This is a genomic window from Dehalococcoidales bacterium (assembly GCA_041656115.1).
Lineage (GTDB): Bacteria > Chloroflexota > Dehalococcoidia > Dehalococcoidales > UBA5627 > UBA5627.
In genome coordinates this window covers 112747-132057 of record JBBAED010000002.1, presented here as the reverse complement: position 1 = coordinate 132057, position 19311 = coordinate 112747, and the positions used below count along the sequence as shown (strand labels likewise).

At 43.3% G+C, this 19311-nt stretch carries 14 protein-coding genes and 1 tRNA gene; 12 read left to right on the top strand and 3 right to left on the bottom strand.

The genetic code is table 11. The features are described from left to right. Positions 1 to 2: 2 nt before the first annotated feature. The 12 genes from WC958_01870 (at position 3) to rplT (ending at position 11077) form a co-directional block, all read left to right on the top strand. Positions 3 to 464 (top strand): hydrogenase maturation protease, encoded by a 462-nt coding sequence (locus tag WC958_01870; protein MFA5628998.1) that lies wholly within the window; start codon positions 3 to 5, stop codon positions 462 to 464. 276 nt (positions 465 to 740) lie between these two features. Continuing rightward, positions 741 to 2693, top strand: a complete 1953-nt coding sequence (locus WC958_01865; GenBank protein ID MFA5628997.1) for a [Fe-Fe] hydrogenase large subunit C-terminal domain-containing protein — start codon at positions 741 to 743, stop codon at positions 2691 to 2693. Between the two features lie 53 nt (positions 2694 to 2746). Beyond that, positions 2747 to 3151: a hypothetical protein gene (locus WC958_01860; GenBank protein ID MFA5628996.1), complete on the top strand. Its 405-nt coding sequence runs from the start codon at positions 2747 to 2749 to the stop codon at positions 3149 to 3151. Between the two features lie 346 nt (positions 3152 to 3497). Then, a complete protein-coding gene (locus WC958_01855) occupies positions 3498 to 3911 on the top strand; it encodes a zf-TFIIB domain-containing protein (GenBank protein MFA5628995.1) in 414 nt (137 codons plus the stop codon). Between the two features lie 51 nt (positions 3912 to 3962). After that, complete coding sequence (locus WC958_01850) at positions 3963 to 4529, top strand: LemA family protein (GenBank protein ID MFA5628994.1); 567 nt, start codon at positions 3963 to 3965, stop codon at positions 4527 to 4529. A gap of 15 nt (positions 4530 to 4544) precedes the next feature. Beyond that, the gene (locus WC958_01845; GenBank protein ID MFA5628993.1) at positions 4545 to 5747 is read left to right on the top strand and encodes a M48 family metallopeptidase; all 1203 of its coding nucleotides are present in this window, start codon (positions 4545 to 4547) and stop codon (positions 5745 to 5747) included. A gap of 138 nt (positions 5748 to 5885) precedes the next feature. After that, a tRNA-Leu gene (locus WC958_01840) sits at positions 5886 to 5970 on the top strand. Positions 5971 to 6154: 184 nt separating this feature from the next. After that, positions 6155 to 7945 carry a hypothetical protein gene (locus WC958_01835; GenBank protein MFA5628992.1) on the top strand — a complete coding sequence of 597 codons (1791 nt, stop codon included), beginning with the start codon at positions 6155 to 6157 and terminating at the stop codon, positions 7943 to 7945. A gap of 178 nt (positions 7946 to 8123) precedes the next feature. Beyond that, on the top strand, positions 8124 to 9872 hold the full coding sequence (gene thrS / locus WC958_01830) for a threonine--tRNA ligase (GenBank protein ID MFA5628991.1): 1749 nt from the start codon (positions 8124 to 8126) through the stop codon (positions 9870 to 9872). Between the two features lie 64 nt (positions 9873 to 9936). Next, positions 9937 to 10521 carry a translation initiation factor IF-3 gene (infC, locus tag WC958_01825; GenBank protein MFA5628990.1) on the top strand — a complete coding sequence of 195 codons (585 nt, stop codon included), beginning with the start codon at positions 9937 to 9939 and terminating at the stop codon, positions 10519 to 10521. Continuing rightward, positions 10508 to 10708, top strand: a complete 201-nt coding sequence (gene rpmI, locus WC958_01820; GenBank protein MFA5628989.1) for a 50S ribosomal protein L35 — start codon at positions 10508 to 10510, stop codon at positions 10706 to 10708. The genes infC and rpmI overlap by 14 nt, the downstream gene beginning before the upstream one ends. Positions 10709 to 10726: 18 nt before the next feature. Then, complete coding sequence (gene rplT / locus WC958_01815) at positions 10727 to 11077, top strand: 50S ribosomal protein L20 (protein ID MFA5628988.1); 351 nt, start codon at positions 10727 to 10729, stop codon at positions 11075 to 11077. Between the two features lie 77 nt (positions 11078 to 11154). Here the strand turns inward: rplT and WC958_01810 are convergent, their stop codons facing one another. The 3 genes from WC958_01810 to WC958_01800 all read right to left on the bottom strand — a co-directional run bounded on the left by WC958_01810 (position 11155) and on the right by WC958_01800 (position 19204). Then, positions 11155 to 13686, bottom strand: a complete 2532-nt coding sequence (locus WC958_01810) for an N-6 DNA methylase (GenBank protein MFA5628987.1) — start codon at positions 13684 to 13686, stop codon at positions 11155 to 11157. 18 nt (positions 13687 to 13704) lie between these two features. Further along, the gene (locus WC958_01805; protein ID MFA5628986.1) at positions 13705 to 16251 is read right to left on the bottom strand and encodes a DEAD/DEAH box helicase family protein; all 2547 of its coding nucleotides are present in this window, start codon (positions 16249 to 16251) and stop codon (positions 13705 to 13707) included. Between the two features lie 268 nt (positions 16252 to 16519). Then, positions 16520 to 19204: an acetate--CoA ligase family protein gene (locus WC958_01800; protein ID MFA5628985.1), complete on the bottom strand. Its 2685-nt coding sequence runs from the start codon at positions 19202 to 19204 to the stop codon at positions 16520 to 16522. Between the last annotated feature and the right edge of the window lie 107 nt (positions 19205 to 19311).

Genomic DNA, 19311 nt, shown 5'->3' with positions numbered 1-19311 from the left:
TTTTGAAGACATTAATTTTAGGATTGGGTAACCCTTATCTGAGCGATGATAGCGCCGGATTAAAGGTTATTAAAGAGCTTGAGGGTAGGGTATCCAATCCAGATGTTGCCTTAGATGAGGTTAGCTTAGCGGGCATTAGCTTGCTTGATTATTTGGTAGGTTACGACCGGGCTATTATTGTCGATGCCATTACGACAGAAGACGGTAAACCCGGTAGTATCTATCGCTTGACTCCGGAAGAGTTCGATAATACCTGCCATACTACTTCAAGCCATGATATCGGTGTTATTGCCGCGATTGAACTTGGCAGGAGACTGGGGCTGGAAATGCCGGCACAGATAGATATTATCGGAATCGAAGCGGCCGATGTCAGAACATTAACCGAGGAGTGCACACCGAATGTCAAAGCGGCTATCCCTTTAGCTGTCGATATGATATTAAAAGAAGTAAATACTGTTTCTTAGGCTTTACGTTATAAGTTTGGGTTAACACATCAATTCGGATATAAAAAATAGGTTTTGAGTCAATTTAAAGATAGGAATTACTCTGTATTGGGCGGTTGTAAATGATGATACCGTTACAAAGAATTAATTTATCGGACTGCAAAACCTGTAACACTAAGGCAGCCGCTAAAGGTACTGCCTTTTGCAGGGCGCCTGTTTCTTGATTTTAAAAACCAACGAAGTTAAGCGGCAAGCATCTTACCTTCAAATTTAAAAGCTTGCCGGAGTATTACATAAATGAGCATTATATACACAGAAAAAGATAAGTGCAAAAGCTGTTATGCTTGTATACGCAGCTGTCCTGTTAAAGCGATTAAAGTAGAAGATCTTTTAGCGCAAGTAATACAGGAGCGTTGCATTGTCTGTGGAAGCTGCTTAAAGGTTTGTGCTACCGGTGCAAAAAAGGTAGAGAGTGATATTGATTTGGTATGGCAGTTGCTAAGTAACAAGGATAATCACTTGATAGCGGTAGTTTCCTCATCTTTTCCTGCGGCAATGCCCGAGGCCGAGCCGGGCAGTTTGGTGTCGGCACTTAAAAAACTTGGTTTTAACGAAGTGATGGAGGATTCTTTCGGGGCTGAGTTAATAGGCAGGGAATATAAGAAATTAATCGTTACACAAACGGATAGACCGATTATTTCTTCGAATTGTCCGGCTGTCGTAAATTTTGTTGAAAAGTACTATCCCGACCTAATCGACCACATGGCACACATTGTGTCACCGACCATTGCAACCGGCAGATTGATTAAAAATCGCTACAATAAATCTGCTAAAGTTGTTTTTATCGGACCATGTGTGGCTAAAAAAGATGAGGCGCGTAAGCCCGGTAATATCGGTGTGATTGATGCGGTTTTAACTTTTGCCGAGCTTAAAGAAATGTTTGCAACCAAAGAAATTATTCCTGAAGATGAGGCTTCATCCGAATTTGACGGGCCGACACCCAATTTGGGGAGGTTAATGTCTGTTTCAGGTGGCTTGGCAAAACTGGCGGGATTATCCGATGATATTCTTAAAAGCGAGGTTATTAACGCTAACGGTCGAGGGGCTGTTAGCAAAATTCTTAAGGAGTTTGCCTTAGGCAAAATAAATACCAAATTAATTAACCTTTATTTTTGCCATGGGTGTGTAAGCGGGCCGGTGATAGATAACGGTTTAAGTATTTACAGGCGCGAGGAACTTGTTGCTCGCTATGCCGTTAAAACATCGCAACCGGAAAAAACCGAGCAAGACATTAAAGAATATGCCGACATTGACTTATCCCGACAATTTACAAATCAAAATGGTAGGATAGTCCTTCCGAGTGAGGCAGAAATTGAAGCCGTCTTAAATAAAATTAACAGAAACAACCCCGAAGAGCAATTTAATTGCGGCGCTTGCGGGTACAGCACTTGTCGCGAGCTGGCAATCGCCGTTTGCGATAAGTTGGCTGAAATTGAAATGTGTTGGCCGTATTTGCATAAAAACATGCAAGAAACGCAGGAGGGTTTAATCCAAGCCGAAAAAATGACTTCACTGGGGCAGTTGGCGGCCTCTGTCGCCCATGAGATTAACAACCCGTTATCGGGTGTTCTAATCTATACTCAGCTTATGTCCAGAAAACTCAAGAGCGGTAATTACAGTATTGATGTTGCTCTTGATTACCTTTCCAAAATGGAAACTGAGCTCAATCGCAGCACTAAGTTGGTTAGAAGTTTGCTTGATTTTTCCAGGCAATCGGTTCCCGAATTTTGGGAAGTGGATGTCAATGAAATTATTGATAGAAGTTACGATCTTGGTATCCACTCGGCAGAAATACAAAATATAAAAGTGATAAAAGAACTTTCGGCGGATTTGCCGAAGATTGTTGCCGATTTCGGGCAAATTCAACAGGTTTGCACTAATCTGATAATGAATGCAATTCAGGCTATGCCCGACGGTGGGATTTTAACTATTCGCACATTACCGATAGATGACCAAGTGCTGGTTGAGGTAAATGATACGGGGGTTGGGATATCCCCGGAAAATATGAAGAAACTTTTTACCCCCTTCTTTTCGACTAAAAAAGACCAAAAGGGGGTGGGGTTGGGTTTAGCGATATCTTACGGTATTATCCAACGCCACAACGGGAAAATAGAGATACAAAGTAAAGAGGGTGAAGGCACTACCTTTAGAGTGTCTTTACCGGTTAGTCATAATCACGAAGAAAATTAGACTGCTATCCTTGGTAACGGTTAAAATATAATATAAATAATATGGGGGAAATTATGAAAACATTGGATTTTATTGCCATCAATCCTGAGGACGTTCCTGCACATATGAAGTTAGGCAAAGAACACTATGAAAATGCCAAATACGAAGAGGGGATTAAGGAGTTTGGTTCAATATTGAATGTTGCTCCCGATAATATCGACGCCAGAATTTGGCTCAGAAAAGCGCAGGAAGCTTTGGATGGAGAAAAGGGTTTACTGACTAAGAAAGTCCCCAATCCGAAAATCAAAGATTTAAAAGACCATCCCGGTTCACAGAGGTATTGTATGTACAGTGCCAAAGGAGAAGTTTCCAGCAGGGTTTGCAGCCGACTTTATGATTGTAAGACATGTGAATTTGGGCAAGAAATGGTAGACCTGCAAAGGGTCAAAGTTGCCGCCGCTAAAGAAGCAGCTGCCTAAATACTCATCGCTTTTTCTTTTTGCGTAAAATCGGCCGAATTGCAGGCGTTCCGTAAACAGAGCCGTGCTTTTCGGTAATGGTGCTTGTGCAATCCGACCTGCTGTCGTTTAATGTCGTCTGCCACGCGAATTTGAGTTTTAAAAGCTACCGCCAGGTAATCTTGACGGTAGCTTCTTTTTTAAACCGCAAAAAGTTTTTTTTATAATGCCCCGACTATACGGTCAGGGCGTTTTCTTAACTTTTACCTCGCTTGTCGGGCTGTTATTTAGCTTATTATAGTAATCAATAAAAAATCTTGACACATTTGTAACCGCCGTTTAAAATTAGATACGAGGGTGGAGTGCGATGAATTGTCCGGTTTGTAAATTAAGTATGATTGATGTTGAACACGATAAAATCGAACTAGACTATTGTGTTAAATGCAAAGGTGTATGGTTTGATACCAACGAGCTCGAGCTCTTAATGGAAAAATACGGATTGCAAGATTTCGATTTATCCTTTTTGAGCTTAATCAATAAAATTGACAAAAAAATCCGCGAAAAGAAATACAGGTGCCCGATTTGCCGAAGGTCAATGGGCAAAGTAAAAGTTGGGCCTGATTCCACGTTAGTAATCGATATATGCCCCAGGGGTGACGGGTTGTGGTTTGACGGAGGAGAGGTTGCGCAGCTTATTAAGCATACTTCGCAAAAACAACGTCAAGGGTTTGGTGAAGGGCAACAGGTAATCGATTTTTTGGGCGAAGTTTTTCGTATTTAAAAAGGTTTAATAGTACTCGCTTAAGCGAGAAGAATAATTAGGAGGTGTTTTTTGGATATTGTACTTTGGGTTCTGCTGGGAATCGTAGTTTTATTGTTATTATTTTATGTACTTACCTATAACGGACTGGTACGCTTGCGTAACCAAGTCAAAAACGCTTGGGCACAGATTGATGTTCAATTAAAAAGAAGATATGACCTTATCCCTAACCTGATGGAGACGGTTAAAGGTTATATGAAACACGAAAGAGAAACTTTGGAAGCCGTAACCAGTGCCAGAAACCTGGCTCAGAAAATATCTGACGGGGGTGCTGCGGCACGTTCCAAAGCTGAAGGTGAATTAACTTCGGCACTGACCAGGCTGCTTGCTGTTGCAGAAAACTATCCCGATCTGAAAGCGAATCAGAACTTCTTGGCTTTACAAGAAGAACTGGCTTCAACCGAAAATAAAATCAGCTTTTCGCGCCAGTTTTATAACGATTCCGTTTTGAATTACAATAATAAGATTCAGATGTTCCCATCAAACGTTGTTGCCGGAATGAGCGGATTTAAAACGGGTGAATTTTTTGAAGTTACCGCCGCAAACGAGAGGGAAGCACCTCGAGTTAGTTTTAATTAAAGGAATAAGCACTGTATGTGGGAACAAATTAGATCTAACCGGATAAGGTCTGCGGTTCTGGTTATTGGTATGGGGGCGTTGCTGTTTCTAATCGGCTATTTTTTGGGGCTGTACTTTTTTGATAACGCTCTCGCGGGCCTTATATTAGCTGTTGCGCTGTGGATAATAATGACTTTGGTCGGTTTTTTCCAGGGCGACAATATTCTGTTGGCCTCCGCCGGTGCCAAAAAAATCAGCCATGATGACCATCCGCGCCTTTATAACATTGTTGAAGAAATGCGCATTGCATCGGGGCTGCCCAAAACCCCTGATATCTATATCATCGATGACCCTTCTCTAAACGCTTTTGCGACGGGAAGAGACCCCAATAAGGCCGCCGTAGCGATTACATCGGGTTTGCTGCAACACCTTAACAGGGATGAATTGCAAGGTGTTATGGCGCATGAGATAGCGCATATTAAAAACAAGGATGTTCTTCTTATGGCAATGTCAAGCATCCTTTTGGGAACAATTGTGATGCTGTCATGGTACGGTTCGCGCATCATGATTTTCGGGGGCGGCAGCGGTTCCCGGCGCGATTCTTCCTCCGGCGGCGCCGCTCAAGGGATAATAATGATTCTGGCTCTTTTACTAATGATTCTTGCGCCTATTTTTGCGCAGTTAATCTACTTTGCGATATCAAGAAAAAGAGAATATCTGGCCGATGCTTCAGCAGCAATGTATACCAGATACCCCGAAGGCTTGGCGTCCGCACTTGAAAAACTGGGGGCTTCAACCGGTCAATTAAAATCGGCCAACAAAGCAACCGCTCCGATGTATATCGTAAATCCGTTTCGCGAAAAGGGCAGGGCGGCAAACGACTTAAGCAGTACCCATCCGCCTATTTCGGATAGAATACGTATTTTGCGTGCGATGGGGGGCGGGGCATCCTTTGTTGATTACGAAAAGGCTTATAAACAAGTTCACAAAGGGAAAGGATCCGTTATGCCGGCATCGGCGATGTCTTTGGCCGGTTCATCTCAATCTGTTCCTATCCGCGCCCCTGCGGTTGACGACCCCGATAGGCTCGAAAGAACCAGAGAGACATCGGGCTTAATGTGGAAGCTGAATAATTACAATACTATTGATTGTTCTTGCGGAACCAAATTAAGAATACCCCCGCAGTTCCATCAAAAAAGTGTCCGCTGCCCGCATTGCGGAGAAGTCCATTCGGTTTAAAATTAAACTTAAACAGTAGAATTTTTGATAAGAGGGGTACATTGTATCCCTCTTATTGATAACGCCGGATAATTATCTTTACAGGCTTGAGCAATAACCCCTACAGTGATAAAATGCTAAAGCCTCAGGCGTTCTTTTGGGGAAGTGTCGGAATTGGCAGACGAGCAAGACTTAGGATCTTGTGCCGCAAGGCGTGGGGGTTCAAGTCCCCCCTTCCCCACCAAATTACTCCCAAGTGGGATAAATTTCTCCCATTTTAAACTAAAATGATAATTTTTGCTTTCTTAACCTATTGACTTGCAATATTAATTATCATAATCTTATTAGTGGGGCAGATTAACTCGTTGACAAAACATTTTTGCATCCTTTGAAATTATTTAACTCTCTAAAAGGAGTTTTGTGATTTTTTGAATGATTCTATGCAATCAAAGGAGGCACCTATACAAAACGAAGATTTAAAAAGAGAATCTGTTCCTGTTGAAGCTCTACCCCCCGCCCCCAAAATTCTGACCAAACCCCTTCCGGTAATTCTGGATGAAATGGACGCTAATATTAAAGCTGCCATTGACGCCGCCAGACGAGCGGAAGATGCTTCCAAAAAGGCAAATGAGGCTGCAATATTAGCTACAACGGCTTCCGGTGAAGCGGAAAAGAGGGCGGAAGAAGCCCGTAAAGCCGGGGTAACAGCTGCACAAAAGGCAACTTTAGCCGCAGGCGAAGCGGCTGCCAGAGCCGAGAGTATCGCACAAGCGGCGATTAGCGATGCCGAAAATGCCGAGAAAAAAGCTAAAGAAGCGGCGGATGCCGCCAGCAGAGCTGCCGAAGAGGCGGCTGCCAGAGCGGAAGAGGCTGCCCTCCGGGCGGAAGATATTGCCAGAGCCGCCCAATATGCTGCAGAGGAAGCCACCGTTAAATCCAATGAAGTTGCTCAAGCAGCTACCGAAGTCGCTCAGTCGGCGATGAGGGCTGCCGAAGATGCCGCAATCCGGGCGGAAGATGCGGCACTCCTTGCCAAAGAAGCTCTTGAGCGATCCACCGAAGCCTCATTTGCGGCCTCAAAGCAGGCGTTGAATTCGGCTAAACGAGCCGAAACCGCAGCTGACGAGGCAAACAGCAACAAAGATGCCGAATCGGCAAGAAAGGCAGACGATGCCGGAAGAGAAGCCAAAAAGGCGGCAGCCGTTGCGTTTAGGTTATCGGACGAAACAGCCAGAAAAAGTGAACTGGCAGATATAGCAGGCGATGCCGCAATTATTGCCGCAACCCGCATTTCAGGCGTTTTGGCTGAGAGGATTGACGAGTCGGGGAAAGATGCCAAAGAGGCGGCCGCTAAGGCGCTGGCGATAGTTGATGAAACCAACCAAAATGCCGAATACGCCGATTCCGCGGGAGATACGGCTTTAGCGGCGGCAATCAACGCGCTTGCCGAACAGGTTGCCGGCAGAGCCAAAGAGGCGGCAATTATTGCCAAAGACGCTGTTTTAAGTTCTATCGGAGAAGCTGAAATAGCATCGAAAATTGCGGATGAAAAATTAGCGCTTGCCAAACAAGCGGCCGAAAAGGCTGAAAAAGAAAGCACGATTGAAACAGCCAAAAAAGCCGATGAAGCGGGCAGAGAAGCCAAGAAAGCCGCACTTAGCGCGGCTCGTTTGGCCCAAGAAGTAGCCAGAAAAGGGGAACTTGCCGCGATTGCCGGAAGAGAGGCAACGGAAGCATCAGCCAATGTTTCGGGAGAATCGGCGGAAAGTACGGCGCGGGCAGGTAAAGACGCCACCGAAGCGGCTGCGATGGCTGCCAAATTAGCGGGCGATATCGCCGTAAAGGCGGAACAAGCCGATATCGAGTCTGACAAAGCTTTGGCTGCAGCCGTATCCTCAGCCGTAGCGCAGGCTTTTGCTAAGGCCGAAGAGGCGCAAAGGGCTTCGCAGACGGCTACTACCAAAGCCGCCGAAATCGCAAGAATAAAAATTGAGGAGTCGGATAAAACCGCCAAAGAAGCAGTGGCACGGGCGGAAGAAATTGCCATGGCTGCTCAAAAAGCGGCTGATGAGGCATTGGCTAAAGCAGAGGAAGCACTCTTAAAAAAGATAGTCAAAAAACTGACACAGTCGGAATTTGTGTTGTATATGGTTGTTATTATTTTGGCGATTGTATTCGGCTCTGTTTTCCTTGCCGTGGCGCTAACCGCCGGGTTATAAAAATAAGATTAATCTTAAATTGAACGGAATCAGCTATCTTTAATCGTGGTAGAATTGATTTTATAGCTGGCGGCTGTTATAATAACAGTCTATGAAAGATTAAAAACCTCTCTACTCCATCATATGAGTGAGGGGTTTTTATTTAACGGTTATTTTAAGGTTATACGGTTGAAATATTATGAATAATAAAATTGATGCAGAAGAGAAAGACATAAATAACGAGGTTGAAAAGGTGCGCCACTCGGCGGCGCATATTATGGCCGAGGCGGTTTTATCAATCTTCCCCGGTGCGAAATTTGCGATCGGGCCCGCTATTGAAAACGGTTTTTATTACGATTTTGAACTGCCGCGACATTTAACCCCGGATGATTTATCGATTATAACCGATAAAATGAATGAGGTTATCGCTCAGGACTTGCCCTTTAGGCATGATGAAATAACAAAAGACGAAGCCCGTAACATCTTTCAGTACCAGCCCTATAAAATCGAGCTTATTGACGGGATAGAAGACGAAAAGGTCAGTATTTATCGTCAGGGTGATTTTGTTGATTTATGCCGAGGCCCTCATGTTGATTCCACCGGTAAAATTAAGGCCTTTAAACTCTCAAGCATTGCCGGCGCCTATTGGCGCGGAGATGAAAAGAACAAAATGCTCCAGCGAATTTACGGCTTGGCTTTTAACTCCCAAACCGAACTCGACGACTATCTGAAAAAGATGGAAGAAGCCGCAAAAAGGGATCACAGAAAGCTGGGCAAGGAATTGGATCTTTTTAGTGTGCATGAAGAATCGGGGCCCGGGCTTGTTTGTTGGCACCCCAAAGGCGCCCTGATACGCAGTATAATCGAAGATTTTTGGAAAGCGGAACACAAAAAGCGCGGTTACGATATTCTCTACACGCCTCACATTGCCAAGGTAGACCTTTGGAAAACCAGCGGGCATTGGGAGTTTTACAGAGAAAATATGTACAGCCCGATGGAAATAGACGAAGAAGAATATGTGATTAAGCCGATGAACTGTCTTTATCACATTTTGATTTATAACAGTAAATTAAGAAGTTACCGTGAATTACCCCTGCGCTGGGCCGAACTTGGCACGGTTTACCGTTATGAGCGCTCAGGCGTACTGCATGGGCTATCCCGTGTAAGGGGTTTTACCCAAGACGACGCCCATATATTTTGCCGATTTGATCAATTAGAAGACGAAGTCGTGGATGTGCTTGATTTGGCAACTTTCATGATGGACTCATTCGGGTTTGCGAATTACAAGATAATCCTTTCCACCAGGCCGGAAAAGTATGCCGGTGAGCTTAAAATCTGGGAAGAAGCGGAAACTATTCTTGTTAATGCCCTCCAAAGAAGGAATGTGGATTACAGCGTTGACCAAGGGGAAGGCGCTTTTTACGGGCCGAAAATCGATATAAAATTTGAAGATGCAGTCGGCAGAAGCTGGCAGGGTCCGACAATTCAGGTCGATTTTAATAACCCCCAGCGTTTCGATATGCATTACATCGGCGAAGACGGTAAAGAACATATGGTTGCCATGGTGCATCGCACTGTGCTTGGCAGTATGGAACGCTTTATGGCCTGCCTGATTGAACATTACGGCGGGGCATTCCCTGTTTGGCTTTCCCCCGTTCAGGTTGCGATATTGCCGATTGCGGATCGACATAACGACTATGCCCAAAAACTGGCAAGTGAGTTAAAGGCTAAAGATTTAAGAGTGGAAGTCGATTATCAGCAGGGGACTGTGAACAATAAAATCAGACAGGCGCAGGCCCAAAAGATTCCGTATATGCTGATTATCGGGGATAAAGAGGCGGATAACGGTACTGTTTCGGTGCGTTTCAGAAACGGCGAACAGAAAAACGGCATCCCGTTTGAAGATTTTTTGAATACGGCTGTGGACGAAGCCGCTGTAAGGGCTTAAAGTTTAAAAAAACTTGAAAGAAACAGCTTTACTGTGGTATAGTCCTTCTGTATACATTTGAACGGTGGAGGGATATAAAAACATAAATAAAGAGTTACGAGTAAACGAAAAAATTAAGTGCAAGGAAGTTCGCCTCGTAGGGGAAAAGGGTGAACAGCTGGGGATTATGCCTTTATTCCAAGCGCGAGAGGTTGCTAAAAAGCAGGGCTTAGACCTCGTGGAAGTGGCGCCGATGGCTGTCCCGCCTGTTTGTCGCCTTATGGATTTTGGAAAGTTCAAGTATGAACAGACCAGAAAAGAGAGAGAGGCCAGAAAAGCACAAAAACTTTCTTTATTAAGGGAAGTTAGGCTTCGCCCTAAAATAGGGGATCATGATTTTGAAGCAAAAGCCAGGTTAGCCAAGAGGCTGCTTGAGGGCGGAGATAAAGTTAAACTGACTGTTATGTTCCGCGGGCGGGAAAACGCTCATCCCGAGTTGGGTTTACGGTTACTCGAAAAAATGTTTGAATCCTTAAAAGAGATTGCTTCCGTTGAGAAGCAACCGACAAAAGAGGGTGCCAGGTTGCATTTGATATTAGTGCCCTTGCCGTCTGCCGTAAAAAGTAAAATAAAGGAAGAAGAGAAACAGGAAGAAGATGCCAAAGCTTAAGACACATAAGGGAGCAAAGTCCAGATTCCATATCACCGGAACTGGTAAGATTATGCGCACCAAGGGCATGAAGAGCCATCTGCGTCGTAAGAAATCTCGCAGGGTGAAGATGCAGTTCGATGAAACCATTCCTCTGCATCCGAGTGATAAAAAAAGAATTAAAAGGCTTATACCTTACGGGGTATAGTAAGATAGGGGTAGTGATTTGCCAAGAGTAAAAACAGGTGTAACCGCACATAAAAGACACAAAAAAGTACTTGGTTTAACCAAGGGACACAGAGCAACTTATAATTCTCTGTACAAGCGCGCTCATGAGTCGATGATGCATTCGTTAAGATATGCTTATATTCATCGCCGAGACCGCAAAGGTGATATGAGGAAACTTTGGATTACTCGTATCAATGCCGCCGCCAGAGCACACGGGGTAACTTACAGCCAGTTTATGAACGGGCTCAAAACTTCCGGTATTGATATTAACCGCAAGATGTTGGCCGATATGGCGGTTCGTGATCCCGAGGCTTTTGAGAAGTTGCTTCAAATGGCTCAGCCGGCCTAACAGAATTTTAAAACGGTGTATTAGAAAAACCCTCGCTAAAACGAGGGTTTTTTGTTTTGGATAGATAAAAACTTGTATTACTCGCCCCAGACTTCGGCGATTTTATCCTTGATTTTTTGTTCGTAGATTTCAGTTAGTTGTTTGTTGGAATTGACTAACTCCTGCTCTTTTTCGATTTGAGCAACGATTTTTTGCTGGATATCTAAGCATGGTAGGCGTAATAAATAATTCATGACAAAGTCTTTAGTTAATCGTTGCAAACCTCCAGTTCCTGTCATGTTATCCTTCCCTTTTAACAAGAAATCAGAACTGTTAATTGTGTAGTAAATCATGTCTGGCAAGACCGTTTCTGAAAATGCTCTTAATACATAAAATTCACTTGAGCCAAAGCCGACACCGTTATTCAAGTTTTTTGCTATTCCGGCTTTCCCATTTTCAAAACAAGGTGTCACTTTTGCTAACAACACATCATTATTCCTAAAATATGTGTATCCTGAATAAACTTCTGAAAGCTGCTTTGTTTCTTTGGGTAAAAAGAACATTTCGTGCTCATTAACATTGGCCATTGGAACAAACGACACTTCTGTCGTGCTCGATAAGTCTCTTAATTCAGATTTTTTGGGGTTTAGTTCACATATATCGCCTAACTTCACAATCTCCCAATCGGGGTCAACCTTAATGACAGGCTTGTAGTTATCCACAACCTGTTTTGCGCCGTCAATAATCTTTTGATAGCTTTCGATTTCCGCCACGATTTCTTGCTGAACGGGTAGCGGGGGGAGGGGGATTTTTATTCCGCTTATTTGCTTCAAATTAAGTGATGGATAAGCTTGGTCTGCGGTTAGTGTTCTAGCATCAATATTTGTAAGGGCATGGTACAGGTATTTATTATTTATTTTATTGGCATCACAAATAATGCAAGCTAAATGGCTTGAAACATACCCATCGACGCCTAAGATTGCACGGTGGTTTAGAAAAGTTGAGGCTCCGCTCTTTGGAAACAATATCGTACCTTTAGGGAATAGCTTTAATCCACTAATTCCTGCATCATTTAAATAATCCTTTGAGCTGACAAGATTATCAGAAAGGTGAACCATTCCAACATCCGCTGTTCTAAAAAAGGGATAAATGCCATTTGTAAATAATTCCTTATCCTGTGGAGCGGAATTTCCGGCAAGTATCTCGCAAACTTCACCGAGTCCAACAGTCGAGTAATCAGCATTGGAGACCTCAGCTTCTCTATATCTGTCTCCAACTAAAATATAATCCTGTTTGGCGATATCTTTTTTGGTTGCTGTTGTTGTGAGCGCGTTATCGGGAACGTCTTTTCCTTCCTTGTAATCCTTAATAATATTTACAACTTCCGGAATATCGCTGCCTTCGATTTCTTTTCTCTGTGCGCCAAGGCTATAACCGTCGTTATTGATTTTTACAAACAGTATTTCATCCCTTTGCTTCGCTACGGTTTTATCAAAAAGCAAAATGCTTGTTTTAACGCCGGAATATGGGTTAAATACGCCTGCCGGCAATGAAATTACAGCAAAAAGAATGCCATCGTCAACAAGGTATTTTCGAAGCGTTTTGTACGCATTGGCCGTTTGAAATACAATCCCTTCGGGGACAATTACGGCAGCTCTGCCGTTCGGTTTTAAATGTTCGGCAATATAATCCACAAAAAGCACTTCGGAGCGGTTTGCCTGTATTGAGAATCGTTTATGCGGTTTGATGCCGCCTTTCGGAGACATAAACGGGGGGTTTGCCATTATAACATCGGCATACTCATTCCAGCGCTCTTCACTGGTGAGCGTATCGTATTCGTAAATATGCGGTTCGGGGAAACCGTGCAGGTACATATTGACCAAAGAGAGCCTGACCATATCGGGCGAAATATCATAACCCTTAATGTTATCGGCTAATTTTTTGCGTTCGTCGGTTGATAGTTTATCGCCTTTAAAACGACCGTTGGTGCCTCCGAATTCAATTTTATATTCATCGGGCTTAAAGTTGGATGAATTATACCTGATAATATGTTTATAGGCGGAAATCAGAAAACCGGCGGTACCGCAGGCAGGGTCGATAATAACGTCATCCTTTTTGGGGTCGATAACCTCAACCATAAAATCAATGATATGGCGCGGGGTACGGAATTGCCCGGCATCACCCTGACTGCCTAAAATCGATAGCAAATATTCAAAGGCATCTCCCAAGCGTTCGGAATGGTCGTATTCAAAATCGTTAATTATTTTTAAAAAGCTCTTTAATGTTTCGGGGTCGCGATAGGGCAGGTAGGCATTTTTAAACATATCCCGAAAAAGCTGCGGAATGCCGGGGTTGGTATCCATTTTTTGAATGGCATCCGAATAGAGATTGATTAAATCATATCCGCCGACAGCCGGTGACATCAGCTTTGACCAGCCGTATTTTTCAAACTCGCCGGTAAAAAAGGTGCGCGTTCCGCCCAGTTCTTCCGATTCGGCATCCATATCATCCATAAACTTATAGATAAGCGCAATTGTAATTTGCTCTACCTGAGATTTTGGGTCGGGCACTTTGCCGACTAAAATATCCCTTGCCGTATCTATTCTTCGTCTGGTTTCACTGTCAAGCATTCAAATTTACCTCATTTGTTAATCCATGAATTGGTTTAAAGATACATAGTCTTTTACATATTCCGGTATCAGTTTACGCCATTTTGCGGGGACTGCCTTAAAATCTTTCATGTTAAAAGCAGGGTTAACATTAAGCTCGCCATAACTGTTATTCTCTATTATTTCACGTATGCGGTTATCTAAAATATACGATTTAAAATAATATTTGATTGCCATAATTTCCGATGGGTTTTCCGGCTTGTAATCGGAAACAAACTTGCCGAACTCTTCTTCCAACAGCTCATCCTTAGATTTAAAATGAGGTATCAGTCCAAACGCTTTTTCAACTATTTCCCGCATTGAAATTCGTCTGTCCACACCGGCTGCCCTGCGCAGTTTTTCGATTGTAAAGTAATCTTCCGGTTTATTCATAATATGTTGGTTGATGTACTCTGTAACCTTATCAAACTTTTCGGCTTCAACATTTTCTTTAATAAAATTATCGGCGGTAACCTTTTCTTCAAACTTTTCAAAGAACATGCGGTCGATTTTCATGCCTTCGAACCCGATACGCTGTTCTTTAATACTGGCAATCAAATCGGGGCCGAAATTTTCATAAGCGGAATGGCTTATAACAACTTGATCTTCGCCTTTGCCGTACTCAACAGGTTTGATTGCCGGCAGCGGCGGTAATTTAAGCTCCTGTTTAAAATCGTATTTTTCTTCAAAATACTCGGCGTTGGCAAAGAAATCAAATATTTTAAAGTGTTTTTTATCCGGTTTTTCTATTTGGGCTTTGAGGTTCTCATCAAACAGCTGTTCAAAGAAATTGTGTTTTCTGGTTCCGCGACCCTTTATCTGGATAAAATCGGTTGGGGAAAAAATCGGCCGCATCAGGCAAATATTTAATATATCGGTGCAATCGTAACCGGTTGTCATCATACCGACGGTTACACAGACGCGGGTTTTACTTGTTTTGTAGGCGGGGATAAAGTTTCCCGAACCGCTAAGGTTATTGTTGGCAAAGTTTATTGAAAATTGTTGCGCATCCGCTATCTGAGATGTAACCTGTATCGCAAAATCGGAATTATATTTACCCGGAAACATCCTATCCGCCATTTCATTTAGGATTTGAGTGAGTTTGGCGGCATGATTTTGGCTGACAGCAAAGACAATGGTTTTACCGATTTCTCCGCTGATGGGGTCTTTTTCCGCACCTTCTAAAAATGTTTTACAAAAAACGGCATTGGTGGCCTCGGAAAAGAATTTCTTTTCAAAATCACTCTGAAAATATGTTTGTTCCGTATCTTGATTATCTTCATTCGTTGTAAGAACGGCATAACCCTGTTTGGACAATAATTCCGTTGTAATTTCACTTCTGGCATCAATAATGACGGGGTTAACCAGATATCCGTCTTTTACCCCATCAATCAATGAATAACGATAGGTTGGCTGCCCGTCTTCACACCCAAAAGTACGATAGGTATCCAGTAATATCCGCCGCTCCAGCTCACGCGGGTTTTTTATATTGGCGCTATCCGTATCAATTTTTTTGAGGTAATCTTTCGGGGTTGCGGTTAGGCCTAACTTATAGCCGATAAAGTATTCGAATACGGCTCTGGCATTACCGCCGATGGAACGATGCGCTTCATCCGATATTATAAAATCAAAATCGGTAGGCGAAAACAGCTTCCGATATTTATTATCGAACAACAAAGATTGTACCGTTGATACAACAATCTCCGCTTTTCGCCAGTCATCACGGTTTTCTTTATAAATAACGCTCTTATAATCATTTTTTAAGAGCAGTGTAAACGATTTATTTGCCTGGTCTTCCAATTCGAGGCGGTCAACCAAAAATAAAACCCTGTTGGCATTTTGCGTTTTCAAAAAAAGCTTTATTACTGCGGCGGCAACCAGAGTTTTGCCTGTACCTGTGGCCATTTCAAGTAAAAACCTGTCGTTTCCGCGACCGACTGATTTCTGGATTGCCTTAACCGCGTTTAATTGGTATTCCCTTAAAAACCGTAATTTGTTTTTATCAATAAATTCTTGGCGTAACTCTTCGTTTTTATAACCGGCATTTACCGCATATGAGGGCATTTGCGTTAAAGTAATATAATCCCTGTCAACCGTTTCATCAATAAGGCTTAGCGGGTTGGGTTTTGTTTTAAAATAACTTTTTAACGAAGTTGCTTCCGGAAATTTTGTAATGATATACGGATTACCGCGTTCCAAATCCCAAAAGTAATGTAAGTTACCGTTGGAAAGCAACACAAAACGGCAGTTCTGGGATTTGGCATATTTTCTGGCTTGTTCTTTTCCGACAAGCGGGTTCTTTTCTTCGGATTTAGCTTCAAGAACTATTAAGGGGAAACCTTTTTCATCAAGCAATAAAAAATCGATAAATCCGTTTTTGACTTTATCAAAGTCTTCTCCCATTGAGTCTACTTGCTGCTCGGAAATTTTTACGTTGGGTTCAACCTGAATATTAGCGGGTTTGCCATCGGTATCAAAAAACCGCCAGCCTGCTTCTTCAAGCAGTTTATTTATTTTAATCCTTGCTTTTGCTTCTTTAGCACTCATGTTATCACCGCCGGGTTGAAAATTTCTTCGGATTTATCATCAGGAACAATTTCCATCATATCGCCAACATCTCGGCATGTTACATATCTTTATCGGTATGTCCGTATTATAACAAATATAGAGCGGTACGTAACCAAAATAACGCAAAATAGTTCTCATTTTTTTAAAATTGCGCAATCTCCTCCGAAAAACCAAAGGCCACACAAGAGTGGATTCTCCCATGTGGCCTTTTTGCCTTCGTCTGAAGGGATTAGTTAAAAATTATCGGCTATAATTCCATAACGGCTTTTAATTCATTATCGGATACGCTTACCAGGCGGAAACCGAGGTTGCGTACCAGGTTAATCATCTTAATATTGTCTTGCAGGATAATGCCGTAGATTGATTTGAGCTTCTTTTCACGCGCAATACCGATTAGCATATCGGTGAGCTTGTGTCCCAGCCAAATGTCCTGGAATTCGTCAGCGATTACGGTGGCGAACTCTCCGACTTCTTTTCCGGCTTCTATAATCAATCGGCTTACCCCGACGATTTGTTTTTTGCCCGAGCCGTTGAATTCCGCAACCATCGCAATTTCCCGGTCGTAATCTATATTGCAGAAACGGCTGAGCATATCGTGCGTAAATTCATTAATCGGATGGAAGAATCTGAATTTTTTGGATTGTTCCGACAAACCGTTAAGCAGCGCATATTCTAAAGGCTCGTCCTCCGGGCGTATCGGGCGCAGCAAGACTTGTTTCTCGTCATGGCAAGTCCATGTTTGGATATAACGGGTCGGGTAGGGGGTTATAATAAGATGCGATGCTTCATCATCGGATTTTTTAATAGCTTCTTTATCCAACACGATGCGCGCATCCAACGCAATAACTTTGCCATCGCTGACAACCAACGGATTGATATCAAGTTCGGCAATTTCAGGGAAATCAACAATCATATTGGACACCCTGATTAAGGTTGCATCAAGCAGTCGTAAATCTACCGGCGGCTTGTTTCTAAACCCTTTGGATAATGACGAGTAGATTTTTGTTTCTTCAATCAGTCTTCTGGCTAAAGCTTGATTTAACGGAGGCAACCCGATAGCGATATCTTTGTGATATTCGGCTTCCGTACCGCCTTGCCCGAAAACGATTACGTTACCGAGGGCGGCATCTTTTTTGCTGCCGATTATAAGCTCGTAATCGTATTTGCCAACCATATTCTGGATTGTAACCCCTTCGATTTTGGCTTTCGGGGCGCTCTTTTTAACGGTTTCCATCATCTCCGCGTATGCTTGGCGGAGTTGTTTCGCGTTTTCAATATTTAAGACTACACCGCCGACATCGGATTTGTGAGAAATATCGGGCGATTGTATTTTCATAACTATCGGGTAGCCGACGGAGTCTGCCGTGGCAACCGCCAGTTCGATATTTTCGGCAAAGAACGGATAGCTGACTCCAATCCGATAGGTATTTAAAAACTTTTTGGAGTCTTCTTCGTTTAATAATGTTTCGCCTTTACTGATGGCGTTATTGATAATCGTCTTTAAGTGATTTTTGGCGATTCCCACATCAAACGGAATATCTTCGGGGATTTGATAAAGGCTTGCCAGGTTGCGTGCGTATTTATACATATAGAGGTAGCTGTTCATTGCCTCTTCGGGGAAATCGAAGGTCGGGATTTTGTTTGCATAAAATATTTGCCGCGCTCCGGCAACGTCTTTACTTCCCATCATTGTTGTCAGTATCGGCTTGGGGCTCTTTTTGGAGATTTTGACAATCCCCTTGGCGACATCCGTTGCATTGGCAGCGCCTTGCGGGGTGTAAATAACAACGATACCGCTGATACCGGGGTCTTTAAGCGCAATTTCAATCGCTTTGGTATATCTTTCGGCGTCGGCGTCTCCGAGAATATCAATCGGGTTCGCTTTACTCCAGAAAGTAGGCATAACCTCATTTAATGCCTTAATCGTTTCGGGAGAAAGTTCACTTAGTTTACCGCCTCTGGCGATAAGAGCATCGGTTGCTAAAACCGCAGGCCCGCCGGCGTTTGTAATGATGGCAACGTTTTGTTCGTTGGGGAGCTTCGTGGAATCTAAGAGCGAAGCGCAGCTGAACAGATCGGAGACTTCATCAACACGAACCACACCGGCTCTGTTAAATACCGCGTCATAGTAGGCATCGTCGCCGACAAGTGCGCCGGTATGCGATTTGGCCGCTTCAATACTCTCCTGGAATTTACCGGGTTTAATAACAATAATCGGTTTATTACGGGCAAAACCGCGGGCAGCGCTCATAAAGTTCTTGACGCTTGCCAGGGTATTACCGATTGTTTCCATATAGATGATAATACTTTTTGTTTCCTGGTCATCACCGAAATAGTCAATTAAGTCACCGAAATCGACATCCATCATGCTGCCAAGCGAGACAAATGCGCTAAAACCGATTTCTCTGCTGATTGCCCAGTCAAGAACGGCGGTTCCTAACGCACCGCTTTGTGAAAGGAAGGCGATATTACCGGGTTTCGGTATTTTACGGGCAAAGGAGCCGCTAAAATCAGCTCCGGGACGGATGGATCCCAGACAGTTGGGGCCTAAAAGGCGAATTCCGTTGTTTTTGCAAATCTCCATGATTTTATCAAGGCGTTTATTTCCGGCTTCCCCGGCTTCTTTGAATCCGGCGGAAATGATTGTAATCGATTTAGTTCCAATCTTGGCGCAATCTTCTACGATGGCCGGAACGTTTTCGGCGTTAATGGTAATAATTACGAGTTCCGGGATTTCGGGGAGGCTGGCGAGGTTAGGGTAGCATTTAATATCAAGCAATGTTTCATATTTCGGGTTAATCGGGTAAACGTTACGCTTGTTTTTTCCGAGAATAAGATTTTCCAGTACGATGTTTCCGATTGATCCCGGGCGGTTGGACGCCCCGACAAGAGCAACGCTCTTTGGGTCAAAAAATGAATTAATTTTATTCATATCGGTCGTTTTTATTATCCCCCTCTAATAAAGCTTTGATAATTCGTCTATTAATGTTTTTATAAATAGACCCTGATTGTAAGATATAATAGTACAAAAAGCAAAAT

Excerpts from the sequence above, each read along its gene's own strand:
- WC958_01865 (MFA5628997.1), top strand. The coding sequence starts at position 741 with ATGAGCATTATATACACAGAAAAAGATAAGTGCAAAAGCTGTTATGCT.
- WC958_01860 (MFA5628996.1), top strand. The coding sequence starts at position 2,747 with ATGAAAACATTGGATTTTATTGCCATCAATCCTGAGGACGTTCCTGCA.
- WC958_01855 (MFA5628995.1), top strand. The coding sequence starts at position 3,498 with ATGAATTGTCCGGTTTGTAAATTAAGTATGATTGATGTTGAACACGAT.
- WC958_01845 (MFA5628993.1), top strand. The coding sequence starts at position 4,545 with ATGTGGGAACAAATTAGATCTAACCGGATAAGGTCTGCGGTTCTGGTT.
- thrS (MFA5628991.1), top strand. The coding sequence starts at position 8,124 with ATGAATAATAAAATTGATGCAGAAGAGAAAGACATAAATAACGAGGTT.
- rpmI (MFA5628989.1), top strand. The coding sequence starts at position 10,508 with ATGCCAAAGCTTAAGACACATAAGGGAGCAAAGTCCAGATTCCATATC.
- WC958_01810 (MFA5628987.1), bottom strand. The coding sequence starts at position 13,686 with ATGCTTGACAGTGAAACCAGACGAAGAATAGATACGGCAAGGGATATT.
- WC958_01805 (MFA5628986.1), bottom strand. The coding sequence starts at position 16,251 with ATGAGTGCTAAAGAAGCAAAAGCAAGGATTAAAATAAATAAACTGCTT.
- WC958_01800 (MFA5628985.1), bottom strand. The coding sequence starts at position 19,204 with ATGAATAAAATTAATTCATTTTTTGACCCAAAGAGCGTTGCTCTTGTC.